Below are 12,294 nucleotides of genomic sequence, written 5' to 3' on the forward strand. Positions count from 1 at the left end.
AAAGATACACCAATGCCTCCAATGCCTGGTGGCGGAATGGGTGGAATGGGCGGAATGGATTTCTAAGCTCTTATTCCATAGAAGTAATAAAGAAACGGGCCTTCTGTGCCCGTTTTTTTTAATGCTTTTTCACGTTTTGCAACCGGTGAATTTGGTGATTTGATTGCTTTCAAGAATTGTTGATCCAGTGAAAGTTTTTGCGTTCTGCTCTCCAGAATGCGGCTTCAATTGCTAGCCTTCTAATTACAACAGAAGCAATGGTTGCTGAAGTTCCAAAGAAAGATACACCAATGCCTCCAATGCTTAGGTGGCGGAATGGGTGGAATGGGCGGAATGGATTTCTAAGCTCTTATTCCATAGAAGTAATAAAGAAACGGGCCTTCTGTGCCCGTTTTTTTTAATGCTTTTTCACGTTTCGTACAGTTATCCCTTTTACGACAGTGATCTTATAGCATTTTTTATTTTTCATTGGTTGATGTATCGCTATTGTGAATAGATCTCTCTCTTTATTCATGACTTTTTCTCTTGCATTTATGAGATGTTTTTATTGTGCGGGGATCGTGGTTTTCTTTGAAAATATTTTATTGATAAAAATACAACTTTTTGATTTATAGTCATTTCTTTCTTATACAGTTCTATTTTTTCATTTTAAGTTTATGCATGCACCATTAAAAAAATCCTGTGTTTGCGCTTTAGAAGGGCGAATGGTTTTTATGAACTAACGCAAGAGTTTGTACCCATTGAAAGTTGAAGAGAGAAAGTTAGACAGAGCATGCTGGGGCTGGTTTGTTTTTTTATGAATAAGATGCTGGTATTTCAAGCTTTTGTATGAAAAAAAATTCAGGATTTGCTCTTTTAAAGGGTTTTTGTATATTGGGACAAGCATATCTCTGTTTGGTTAATCTCTGCAATAGAAAGACAGCCTCATTGAGAAAGAATGTAAAGGTATATAAGCACGCATCTTGTCATCATCTTTTTGCTTTATGACTTTTAAAGGTATTTATAGTAATATCTTATTAAATAATGAAGATGATGCCTCAAACTTTTGTTGCTTGCATATCTTTTTTTTGTGAAATTTCGTCATTATGTAGCACTTGCACAAAACCAATGTTTATTAGTGATTTGTGTTATTTATTACCCTTAGCTCTATTATGAGTTTTGCATAACATTTCACAATTAGCCTTGTCGGTTGAACCCCCTTTACTCCAAGCGGTCACATGGTCTGCATCCATGTCGGCAAGTTTCCAAATTTTATTTTTATTGACATTGTCACTGATTGCACATAGCGGGCAGTTTGAAATACCATTCACTTCGGCATTGGCGGTTTGTTTGGCATAGGTTGATTTTTTGGTAGCTTCATCAAATACTCTTACATTAAGTAATTTTTTATCCATCATACCACCTAGCACATATTCAAAAGTTCCTTTACGGTCTTTGACATAAGGGTCTGCATATAGGGTTTTTACTTGCTCACTAATGGTTTGCGGATTGTAAGGCTTGGATTTGTAGGTTTCATATAGTCGTCCCCATTCTAACCCCTGCATTTCTTTCTCAACAGTAGTAAAAATCCCTGATACCCAGTCAATTACGGTATTAAAATAGGTTTTTAGTTCGCTAATGTTGTCATCATGACGGTGACGGCTCATGTAGTCGCCTACATTGTTACGGCTGACCCATTCAAGGGCGGTGGCTAAAAAGTCTTGGCGTAAAGCTGATCCTCGCACATAACTCGCCCATTTGTTAATATTGGCGTTTTGGCTGTTGCTAAATTCGGCTTTTGCTAGGGTTACAAATTTGCCTGAATAGACAGCATTTAATAATTCTTGTTCATTGAGTGGTACGCCTGCAATGTTGATGGTTTTAAACCAGTTTTTAATTTCGATTTCCTCACCGTCACACACATATACTAAAAGATTGGTTTTATTAATCAAATCTTGTTGTTCAGGTGATAGTGAGTTGAAATATTGCGGGGTCTTATTGTTATCCATGATGGCAAATTTATTGGTAACAAATCGCCCGATACTGGTAATGCGTTGCTGTCCGTCTAAAACCTCATAGATACCATCCCCTGTTTGGTTAAAATACAACAAACCCAATGGGTAGCCCTTTAGGATAGATTCGATAACGGCAACATCACGTTTACCATCAGCATAGATATAATTGCGTTGGTATTCAGGTTGAATGGTAAGTTTGCCAGATAAGCCAAATAAGCCTTTGCCTTCAAATTCGTTGTAGGTGAATCCATGACAGATATCGGCAATGGTATAGGTCTTAAGCGTGGTTTTCATAAATTATTCTTATTTCCCGTTAGATGCTTCATCAGCGACAACATTTAACATTAGTTGAATTATAGAAATACAATCAAGAGCATTTTTAATTTTTAATTTTCGATATTTTGCGGTGCTAGACTTATTGAAATTATTTGACTGCATAGAGCCATAATATGATATCGTATCATCAAGCATCATTTCTTTGGTAGCCCCACCGACAAAATAGACAACCAAATCTCGTTTCAAAAATAAATTATCATCGAAATACTGTTCACTTAAAAAATTAACTGTAGTAGCACTATAATCTATACCGACTTTGTTATTTTTAACGTACTGCCCGTTACTGTAATCAAGGCTAAAAAGAAAACGCAAATAGAAATCTTTATCCATCTCTATAGTTTTAACATGGTTAGTATAAGTACCTAATATATCAAAATCTTTTATTATAGCCTCTGCTATCGGCTTAAATGGAAAAGAGGAACGTATTTCTACTGTTTTTACGGCTTGATGTTCAATGTCTGATTGGTCTTTCCATCTTTTTATAATCTTTATATCAACTTGATTGATAGAATTGTTTGAACTATCTATTTGTATAGAAACATTTTTACTTGTATTGTAGTGATTAAGCATAGTAAAGCACAATTGCTCAATGATAAGACCACACAAACCTTTTAACTGAATTTCTCTTAAATTTCTCGTATCACCTGACGAATTGGCTGAATTAAAATTTATATTGCTTAAACGCTTTTTTGCAATCTCAACGATATTTTGAGTGTTTTGATTATCAGGTGTAAGCACAATACGCTGTATTCTAAATGGTAGATTCTTGAAATAATCACATCGGGTCATGTGGTTATTGTCAAATAGCATTTGCCTATCATTATAATCTATATATTCAATATACATATTAGGCACTTTCATTATTCTGCTTGTATGAGGATTCGTGAGTACATTCGGTTACCCTTAATGTAAGCACGGTCTAACTTACCATTCCAATCAGCAACAGCTAAATCACTTAATAATCCATTTTTGACATCTAAATCCATACCAATAATTTTAAATTGTTGAGGGTTGTGTTTGTCTAAAAAGCTAATAGGGACACCCATAATACCTTTATAATCGCTTGGTGTGGCGATCGTTACGGGTACCTCAATGGCGTTGTAATTATCGTATTTTTGATAAGCATTTTTTCCTTGAATTTTCTTATTAAATTTAAGATTTTCTGCCATTGTCATCAGTTGCAAGGGTTGATGTCGTCTGCCATGGTCGATATTTGTAAACCAACGAACGCCTTTTACACGAATATATTTATTCCCCTCGTCATCAATTCTAAATCCTGCCGCTTCAAGTGGGTAGCTTTCAGGCACTCTAAACTCTCTATCACCACTATTAATGGTCGCACCTAGCCATGCTTCATTATTTTTAATGAGTGAAAATATGTCTTTACAGGTAATGGCGTTCATATTTCCAATAATGGAAAATTGTTTATCTGCTTCCACTATCCATGCCAAAAACTCACGAAATAGCGAAAAGGGTGGATTGGTGATAATTATATCCGCTTCATCTCGCAAGGCTTTGATTTCATCTGTTTTAAAATCCCCTGTGCCATTAAGGTAATGCCATTGCAAATCCTTAATATCGACTTTGCCGTCATGGTTATTGTCTTTATCAAGGATGAATATTTTACCCTGTTTTACCGATTTATCTTTGTCATAATTCGGGCTTTGAGTTTCAAATAAAGACGGCTGATAATCAGCTTGTAAATCTTTACTGGTATGTGCGTAACTGGTGCTAATGAGTTTTTTCAAGCCAAATCGTTCAAAGTTTTGAGCGAAATACTTGGTAAAGTTACTCCAATCGGGGTCGTCACATGGTAAAAAGACAATCTTACCTCGAAAAACGTTAGCGTCATAGTCAAGGTAGGCTTGCATTTCCTTTTCAATATCGTTGTATTGCGTGTAAAATTCATCCTTTTTGGCACTTTTGGCTTTAGATAAGCCACTATTTTTACTTTCAAGATGTGCATCATTATTAAACATATTAAAACCTTCTCAATAAGACAAACTCAAAACTATCGTTTATAAAAAATGTTATTAAATCAAACGAATTTTATTGCACCCAATTGCAGTTAAAACCTGCAACATAAAGTCCGCCCCAAAAGCTCCACGAGAAATCTTATTGCTAAGGTTTTGTGGGGTTTCCTCAATACCTAAGTCTTTTAACTTTTCTGCCACATCAGCATAGCTAAGGTTTCTAAGGACAATTTCCGCTTTAACAATGCCCTTGGCTTTATTTCGCCATTCATTGCTCTTTGAGTGTTTCATGTCGTATTTTCTCACTATTTAAAACATATAATCATTATAAACGATTATAAATCTATTGTCAAAATTTGTTATAAGGTGTATAATCATCACAAACGATGATTAACAGGCTTAAATTATGACAAAACTCTTTTTACTAACAGCCCATGCTCGCAGTATGTCGTCACTAGCCATTGCTCGGTTAAGTAATGACGAGTGCTATGCTATGCTGTGTGAATTGCGCTGGGGTAGTACAGAAATCGTGGTTTGCCCGAAATGCTAAGTACGACATAAAGCCTATTACATTGCCAGTCGTAAACAATGGCAATGTAAGCATTGCTTTAGTGTAACATCAAGCACTATCTTTGCTCACCATAAATTTGCCATTACGGACGATTTTTTTGCCTGTGTCATCTACGTCAATGTGGTGAAAGGTATATTAGCCCTACAGCTATCTCGTGACCTAGATGTTCAGTACAAAACTGCTGTTGTCCTAGCTCATAAAATCCGTGAATCACTCCAAGCCCAAAAAGATTTGTTTCCGCTAAATGGTGAAATCCACATGGACGATACCTACGTCCACTCAAGTGTGTGTGAGGAAAATAAAAAGATTGATAGGGTTGATAGACGTTTAAAGGTCAATAAGAACCCCAATAAGCGTTGTATCATCGTTATGCGTAATCGCTACACCACAGACGAAATCCTAGCCAATCTATAACTCGCAGGGGCTAAAATGACATATAGTTTCGTGGCATTGGGTGAAATCTCTCACGTAAAATAGAAAAGCCGCAAATATATTTGTCTCCAAATATATATTTTTGCATATTGACGTGTTTTTAAGAGACATCTTGCTTGTCACACTGATTTCGCAATGGACGATTTCGCAATGGACTCGTGAATGGTATAAGGGCAAAGTTCCCATGAAGTGCATAACCATAGGGCACGATCACCTTTACGCTTCATAAAAGAATACGCTAATGTTATCATATACTTTTCCAGCTCTCAATGTTGTGACAAGCCTTTGGTCCGTGAGACGGTGAGGCATGCCTTGCGTGTATAGTTTTGACTCCTACACTGTAATGTGCAAGCGACATAGTTTGGATTATTTTAAAAGGAAACAGGTTGGGAAATGAGAAAATCCTGCGATATGCAGGGCTTTAATTCAAGTTGAAGAGTGCTTAATGATAATTATAAATCAATGTGATGTGGTTTTACGGTTTTCAAGAGCATTGCATTCTTGCAAATCTTGCAAACAATGACAGTCGTCGTGTTGTTTCACGTTTTTAATGGATTTTAATGGCAAAAATTTTAATGGAGCAACGCTTTTATTGATCAGAATTATTCATTGTTTTGTATGTTGAATAAGAGATTTTTATTGCGGTGGATTTTTTCATTTCAATTCTTTCTTATGTTGAAACAATCGCAATCGTTTTCTTATACCTCACAAGTGGAGAGAGCTAGGGTGAAATACTGAAAGAAAATAAAAATGCCTCTCATGAATATTTTCAAATAGTCAGTTTTTTTATAAACAGAGTTTTTATAAACAGAGGCGGTATAAATATTGGGGATTTATGCGTAGGGAGGTGTCTGATTGCTCTTTTTTTTAAAGTGTAAAGATAAGGGGATTTTAGGCAAGTTAATACTTTTTGCGTTGTTTACTTATGCAATTATTAAAAAAATATCTCTAAATATTTTTAAATTTTTTCGCGATGGTATCTTCCCGATGGGATTTGTGAAGAGTATAAAATATTTTTTAGTATCAATAGGTTATTTTAGAAAATGTGCGTTGGTATGATCCTTTTCTTATGTTAGTAAAGTTGTTGACTCACGCGTTTGTTAAAAATCTCTCTTCATGCTCCTAAATTCATTTCATGAAAGCGTTTTTGAAGAGTGTGTAAAAATTTCCCATGAGACGTGAAAAATCATCAATAAAATCTCCGTGTTTTCAAAAAATAACGAATGGCTTTTTATTTAAAAAAAGATTTAACACGTCTCATGTTTTTTATTTATTTTAGAGCTGAATATTCGATTTTTGTGTAAAAATACTTGCTAACGCATCTATGATACGTGAGAAATCAAGCGCTAATAGGAAAATGATAAATATAATCCACTTCGTATAACGTGACATCATTTTTACACTTTTATAAGTTGTGATGATTTCTTGTAGGATTTCTTTTTCCTTTTCTGTAAGCTCTGTTTGTTTTTCTGTTTTTTTTCTAGCCATGTTTCCACCCACACAAGCCTTCCCCTTGTTTGTTATGCTTTAAAATATCTCTTGCGAGATTTGAGCTGATGATATCGAGATCTTTTTTGTCTAAATAAATGGGCATCCAACCAACGCAAGAAAAAGGCTCATTTATTGTTTTTATCGCGCAACCAGTGAGTAAGAGCAGCGCGTACATCAGGATCACTTTTTTGATTAATTTCATTTTCCACCTCTAGCCGTGTTGTTGATGACTTTAGTGTTTTTTCTATTTGCTTTTGTTGTTCAATCTTTTTTCCAAGAGTGAAAGCTTTTGCTAAAGCGATAAAAAAAGCGGTCAGAGCCGCTCCTGTTATCATCAGATTTTTTTTCATCCACCACATCATAAGCGCTGCTCCCGAAACCGTTTTGCCACAAAGAAGATGCCTGCACAGGCGGCTAAAACCATAATGGCTGCCAATGCCCATTGGATGGGACCATTGCCTGCCAATAAGCCTCCAAGTCCAGAAAAAGAACCAATAATCGGTGTAAGCGCTTCTGCTTTGAAAAATCCCATTGGTGCTTGCGTTTCTACGGTTTGGTAGTTGGGAGAAACATAAGCACCTTTTGCCCATAGTCCTGCTTCGGCTGCACGACGGTGCACTAAACCGTGAAGACGTTTTCCTCCTGCTTTGGTCCACTTTTGTAATTCAGAAGGGACGGCTTCATATTCGCCGTTATTGAGTTTTTTGAGCAGGGTCGAATTACAAAAAGCTGATGTTCCTATATTATAGCAAAACGATACGAGCGCGGCGAATTGTTCATCCGTTAAGGAAACTGTCACATTTTTTTCAACGGTGTTTTCAAATTGTCTTAAATCTTGAAAAAGAACTTCTTCTGCTTGTTTTTCAGTAATGATCATGCCCTTGTGAACGAACGGTTTTCCAGCAGCGCTGATATGTCCATAGCCGATTGTCCACACCCCGATGGCATCTTTATAGGCGTTCAAACGCAATCCTTCCCATTGTTTAATGAGTGCAAGCCCTGCTGATGATATTTTTCTCATTTGCTTCTCCATAAAATAAAGCTTCACGTTAACGTGAGGCTGGTCGACACATTAAAAGTGAAATTTTTCACTCTGCAAAAACAGACAAGACGTGAAAATTTAATGAAATCAAAAGGTTAGTTGTAGCATCTTAAGGGAATGAGGTCATGGTTGTCCAAGTGGGATAATGGTTGGGCTGGTGTTTTCCGTTGAGAGATGTTGTTGGTTTTGAGACTTGGTGCTGTTGATGTACGCAATGGCATTACGGTGGCATTACGGTTGTGTTAGCGGTGGCATGAGAAGTGAGGTTGGAGGGGTGACATATATGTTGGTGAATGGAATTCTTAGAAGGCATTGTTGGCGCGGCAGGGGTTGGAGGGTTGCACAATGATTTGTGTTAGCATTGGTGTTGGTGATTGCGGTTGTTTTGGCGGTGGTTGTGAGGGGGGAGAGATGGGGAGAACGGATGGTGTGATTGTGGGGGACAGAGAGTGGCTGTTTGCGGTTGTTTTGGCAAGTGGTACTGATGTGGAGGCGCTTGAGATAAAAGTGGACAACTCTTAGAAAAAAGCTACAGGAGGAGGCGGGTGCTTTTACTTAACATCCAAAATCCTAAAATATTTTATGTATTCAGCTTTTTGTCTTTAAGAGGTCACGTTGCTTGCTGTTTAACTCTTTAATTGCTTACAAACGGAAAAAAAGATTTGCTAACAGCAATTTATACCCCACCGTCAAGCAGCAGAGCCTCGTTCTTTATGGATATGGAAAAAACCTCAATTACATCATCAAAGATTTGTATTCAGTGAGCCTTTTTTGGGTGGGAGGAAACAGAAACAGTTTTTCCTTCTGTTGTTCTTAAGTTTTTTTCAAATCTCTCTCTCAGAGTTTCACCTTTTTTGTTTACTGTTTCATGTTCAGCATCCGGATTGGCTTTTAAATATTGTTCTAGACGTTTTCTTCCTTGCGCATGTTTGTATAAACTGATGGGAAGATAGGAATCTAACTTTTCAGCAGATAAAGATGAATTTTGTTCACATAATACACCCTTAACATTATCTTTGTGCAATCTTGCTAATTTATCAGATTCAAGATGAAGCTTTTTGGCGAGGCTTAAGCTGAATATTCCACATTCAGAAGAGCTTCGCTGAATATCCATTTCTGCCGTGGTAAAAGAATAAGGAGGCAGTTGAAGACATTGAAGGGTTTGATTTATTTTTATCCCTAGTTTGTAAGCAGTGATATTCTGAAATGTTGTAGGTTCAAGCATAATCAAAGAGATTTTGTCATCAACTTTTTGATAATCAAGGACTGCAAAGTGGATTTTGCTTCCCGAATTTACTATAAATCGAGCAGATTTTGCGTCGCTCTCAACGACTTCTTTTAGTGCGTGTGAAAACTCTTCTGCTGTAAGAGCCAATTTGAGATTCATTGCTGGATATTTGCTGTTTGCTTTTTCTACGAGAGCCGGCATCAATCTAATATCTATGTTTTCATAATAAGAGTTAATCCAACGGCCGGTGACGAGATCATCTTCTAAGTCTGTAATAATAGCTTTCAACTTTTCCTGACTCAAGGTGCTCTCTTCTTTTTGAGGAGCGTTGAGTTGTTCTAAACGGGCAATAAGGCTTTCTAAGGATTCATTTTCGATGTTACTTTCTGCTATTTGTGAGGCATGAGCGGCAGTATCTTTTGAATCTTGTGGCTTCATAATATGAACCTCCGTGGTTATAATCGGGAGGCAATATTATTTTTTATATTTTGACCAAATAATGTTTTGAAAAAGAACCTTTATCTCTTGAAGATTAAGGAAAAAATCATTTTTCAGCTGCTTTATAAGAAAGTGCGGGCAGGTCTTTTCAAAACTTGCGTGTTTTATGTTTGTTCAAAGTTTTAAAATACGGGCTTTAAAATGGGCTACTTTTAATAGAATATTATTGTTTTGCCTTTTGTTTGAAGAGGTAATTGCTCACTTTTTGCATTGTTACTTCTTTCAAAGGGAAAAGAAGATTTGCTAATAGCATTTATATCCTACCGTAAACCCGCAGAGCTTCATTCTTTGTGGATGTGGAATACGGATATGGCTAAAACACTCATTACATCTTACATCATCAGAGATTTGTATTCCGTCGCTCTTTTTCTATGTTGTGAAACAGAAACAGTTTTTCCTTCTGCTGAACTTAAGCTTCTTTCAAATCTCTCTCTCAGAGTTTCGCCTTTTTTGTTTACTGTTTCATGTTCCGCATCCGGATTGGCTTTTAGATATTCCCCAAGACGTCTTCTTCCTTGCACGTGTTTATAAAAAGTGGTTGGAAGATATGTATCTAACTTTTCAGCAGATAAAGGCGTATCTGGTTCACATAACACACCCTTAATATTATCTTTGTGCAGTCGTTCTAATTTTTGAGCTTCCGAATAAAGCTTTTTGGCAAGGCTTAAGCTGAACATTCCACATTCAGAAGAGCTTCGCTGAATGTCCATTTCTGCCATGGCAAAAGAACAGTTAGACAATTCATGCGCTTTAAGGGCCAGTTGTGTCCTTAATGCTAGACTGCTGATCTCATATTGTTAAGTGTTGTAGGTTCAAAAAATATCACGGACGTTTTGTCATCGATGGTTTGATGATCAATCACTGAAAAATGAATTCCTCTATCCTTTGTGTGAATGATAAATCTAGAAGATTGAATGCCGTTTTCGATGGCTTCTTTTAGTGCAAGGGCAAAGTCGTGAGATGACGCTACCAATTGAAGGCGCATTTCAGGATATTTACGATTTGCTTGTTCCACTAAGGCTGGCATCAGTTTAAGATCTATGCTTGCATAATCAGTTGTAAACCAACGATCCGTTGAGATGTCTTCTTCTAAACGAGCAATGATATTTTTTAATTCCTCATGATTGAACGGGACATTTCCTTCTTTTTCGCTGCTTTGTTGTTCTGAATGTGCAGCAAGATTGTCTAATGATGCAGTTGCACGCGCCCCTTCTGGTGCATTTGCCCTTCCTTGTGTTTGTGAGGAATAAGGGAGAGAAGAATCTTGTGGCTTCATAATATTAGCTTCCATATTGATAATCAATGGATGACATTATGTTCTTCAATTCTGGCTAAACAATGTTTTGAAAAAAAGCCTTCGCATCTTGAAAAATGAGGCGATGAAAGCATATCCTGGTCGTTTTCATATTATTATTCGTATATTGCTCATCATTTCTGTGATGTGTTGTATCCGTATTTTTATTGGGGTACTTTTATTAAAGCGTTCTATTGGGAGCCCTTATTGGATACGGCTTGTTTTGAAAATCTCAAAATTATAGGGCTGTTGGTGATGCAAATTGGATGATGCAGAAGAAAACAGTCAGAAAAAAATGAAAGATACCTTTAAACAAGAGACTTTTAAACATTGTCGCGAAACACACTGTTTTATAACAGCCTATAATAATGCAAAAATTCTCTGATGAAATCTGGGCGCAAAAAATCCCTTACCGCACCTATCATTAAATACGATTTTTCATATTCTGTCAACAGCAAAACGATTATTTTCCCTTTTTTATTGCGGCAAAAAATCTACAGAAAAAAGCTCATTCATTGGCTATTCAGCAAAATATGTTGTTTTAATGGGAAAGTTTTTGATGAGGCAAAAAACATTCTCTCCTTTGATAAAGGAGGGGGAAAGGTGAAGGGAGAGGGAAGAATTGTGGTTTTGAAATCCGTGGTATTTTATTGATGGAATTGGGAAGGCGATGGTTGGAAGGTTTTGCGGGGGTAAAGCTTAGGTGTCGCGATTGTGTTGGCGATTGGGGCTATGCTGGCTGTCGTATTAGCGGTGGCGTGGTGGGTGGATGGTTACCGGTATAAGTTGTTGATGATGGAAGGGATTGTTGGTGGGGGATTTTTCTTTCGTTTAAGGGATGATGCTTTTAATTTTGTAAAAAAATCAATGGGGTGTTTTAATGATAAAATATTGATTTATAATGATGTTTTAGTCGTTATTGATCTTGAATGAGAAATCTAGATTATGCTGCAATCAAAGCCATGTCTCTTGTTCGTCATAAGATCAGGAAAGCTGTGTAGAATTGTACAAGAAAAGACGCACAATGACGATAATGAATTGTCTCAAGAGCTAAGGATATCGCGATATTGGGGGAAAAGTGTATGATGAGGGCTGTTTGTTACAATAGGGGTAATGGGGAGGGGGTGTAATAGGGAGGGGAGGGTGATGGGGAGAAGGTTGCTGTATGAAGAGGGGGAAATATTTATCTTGTCCATGTCGTGAAATATTGTCCTTTGAGGCATGGGTAGATATATAGTTTGAGGTGTGGTGATAAGTCTCTTTGACAGGTTGAAGCGTTTTTTAAAGGGCGTGGTGGATATTTTAAAGCTTATTTGTTGTGTGCTTTAAGCTCGTCAATCCCATGAATTCTATGAAAGGGCAAGTCCAGTGGGTCTCAAGTGTAACTTTTCAAGAAGGATTGTCTCTTTATAAAGGAGCTGGTTACAAAGAGGCA

At 36.9% G+C, this 12,294-nt stretch carries 12 protein-coding genes and 3 pseudogenes; 5 read left to right on the plus strand and 10 right to left on the minus strand.

Annotated elements, in window-relative coordinates; genetic code table 11:
* Positions 1 to 141: 141 nt before the first annotated feature.
* Positions 142 to 345: pseudogene (gene groEL / locus ACFIKE_RS06220) on the plus strand (chaperonin GroEL); the annotation flags it as partial.
* A 782-nt stretch (positions 346 to 1,127) separates the two neighbouring features.
* Here the strand turns inward: groEL and ACFIKE_RS06225 are convergent.
* From ACFIKE_RS06225 to ACFIKE_RS06240, 4 genes are read right to left on the minus strand one after another with little or no spacing between them, the layout of a single operon-like run.
* Positions 1,128 to 2,288 (minus strand): HNH endonuclease family protein, encoded by a 1,161-nt coding sequence (locus ACFIKE_RS06225; RefSeq protein ID WP_375648684.1) that lies wholly within the window; start codon positions 2,286 to 2,288, stop codon positions 1,128 to 1,130.
* 9 nt (positions 2,289 to 2,297) lie between these two features.
* On the minus strand, positions 2,298 to 3,191 hold the full coding sequence (locus ACFIKE_RS06230) for a hypothetical protein (RefSeq protein ID WP_375648686.1): 894 nt from the start codon (positions 3,189 to 3,191) through the stop codon (positions 2,298 to 2,300).
* Positions 3,191 to 4,309: an adenine-specific methyltransferase EcoRI family protein gene (locus ACFIKE_RS06235; RefSeq protein WP_375648688.1), complete on the minus strand. Its 1,119-nt coding sequence runs from the start codon at positions 4,307 to 4,309 to the stop codon at positions 3,191 to 3,193. The genes ACFIKE_RS06230 and ACFIKE_RS06235 overlap by 1 nt, the downstream gene beginning before the upstream one ends.
* 54 nt (positions 4,310 to 4,363) lie before the next feature.
* The gene (locus tag ACFIKE_RS06240; RefSeq protein ID WP_273755571.1) at positions 4,364 to 4,594 is read right to left on the minus strand and encodes a DUF6471 domain-containing protein; all 231 of its coding nucleotides are present in this window, start codon (positions 4,592 to 4,594) and stop codon (positions 4,364 to 4,366) included.
* A 154-nt stretch (positions 4,595 to 4,748) separates the two neighbouring features.
* Here ACFIKE_RS06240 and ACFIKE_RS06245 point away from each other — a divergent pair, with 154 nt between their 5' ends.
* Positions 4,749 to 4,853, plus strand: a complete 105-nt coding sequence (locus tag ACFIKE_RS06245; RefSeq protein WP_375648701.1) for a transposase — start codon at positions 4,749 to 4,751, stop codon at positions 4,851 to 4,853.
* Positions 4,854 to 4,997: 144 nt separating this feature from the next.
* Positions 4,998 to 5,288: a transposase gene (locus tag ACFIKE_RS06250; protein WP_375648690.1), complete on the plus strand. Its 291-nt coding sequence runs from the start codon at positions 4,998 to 5,000 to the stop codon at positions 5,286 to 5,288.
* A 1,293-nt stretch (positions 5,289 to 6,581) separates the two neighbouring features.
* Here the strand turns inward: ACFIKE_RS06250 and ACFIKE_RS06255 are convergent.
* From ACFIKE_RS06255 to ACFIKE_RS06270, 4 genes are read right to left on the minus strand one after another with little or no spacing between them, the layout of a single operon-like run.
* Positions 6,582 to 6,794: a hypothetical protein gene (locus tag ACFIKE_RS06255; protein ID WP_375625312.1), complete on the minus strand. Its 213-nt coding sequence runs from the start codon at positions 6,792 to 6,794 to the stop codon at positions 6,582 to 6,584.
* Entirely contained in the window at positions 6,787 to 6,999 is a 213-nt protein-coding gene (locus ACFIKE_RS06260; RefSeq protein WP_375648691.1) for a hypothetical protein, read from the minus strand. Before ACFIKE_RS06260 ends, ACFIKE_RS06255 begins: the two co-directional genes overlap by 8 nt.
* Positions 6,923 to 7,159 (minus strand): hypothetical protein, encoded by a 237-nt coding sequence (locus ACFIKE_RS06265; RefSeq protein WP_375648693.1) that lies wholly within the window; start codon positions 7,157 to 7,159, stop codon positions 6,923 to 6,925. Before ACFIKE_RS06265 ends, ACFIKE_RS06260 begins: the two co-directional genes overlap by 77 nt.
* Entirely contained in the window at positions 7,156 to 7,818 is a 663-nt protein-coding gene (locus ACFIKE_RS06270; protein ID WP_375648695.1) for a lysozyme, read from the minus strand. Before ACFIKE_RS06270 ends, ACFIKE_RS06265 begins: the two co-directional genes overlap by 4 nt.
* A 366-nt stretch (positions 7,819 to 8,184) precedes the next feature.
* On the opposite strand from ACFIKE_RS06270, the gene ACFIKE_RS06275 reads away from it, so the two are divergent.
* A complete protein-coding gene (locus tag ACFIKE_RS06275) occupies positions 8,185 to 8,361 on the plus strand; it encodes a hypothetical protein (RefSeq protein WP_375648697.1) in 177 nt (58 codons plus the stop codon).
* A gap of 213 nt (positions 8,362 to 8,574) precedes the next feature.
* Here the strand turns inward: ACFIKE_RS06275 and ACFIKE_RS06280 are convergent.
* Together ACFIKE_RS06280 and ACFIKE_RS06285 are read right to left on the minus strand one after the other, a co-directional pair.
* Positions 8,575 to 9,505: pseudogene (locus ACFIKE_RS06280) on the minus strand (YopJ/AvrA family T3SS effector serine/threonine acetyltransferase).
* A 392-nt stretch (positions 9,506 to 9,897) separates the two neighbouring features.
* Positions 9,898 to 10,841, minus strand: a pseudogene (locus ACFIKE_RS06285) (YopJ/AvrA family T3SS effector serine/threonine acetyltransferase).
* A gap of 732 nt (positions 10,842 to 11,573) precedes the next feature.
* Here ACFIKE_RS06285 and ACFIKE_RS06290 point away from each other — a divergent pair.
* Complete coding sequence (locus ACFIKE_RS06290) at positions 11,574 to 11,792, plus strand: hypothetical protein (protein WP_375648699.1); 219 nt, start codon at positions 11,574 to 11,576, stop codon at positions 11,790 to 11,792.
* The last annotated feature ends 502 nt before the right edge of the window (positions 11,793 to 12,294 follow it).

This window comes from Bartonella sp. MU70NMGDW, from assembly GCF_042194085.1.
GTDB lineage: Bacteria > Pseudomonadota > Alphaproteobacteria > Rhizobiales > Rhizobiaceae > Bartonella > Bartonella grahamii.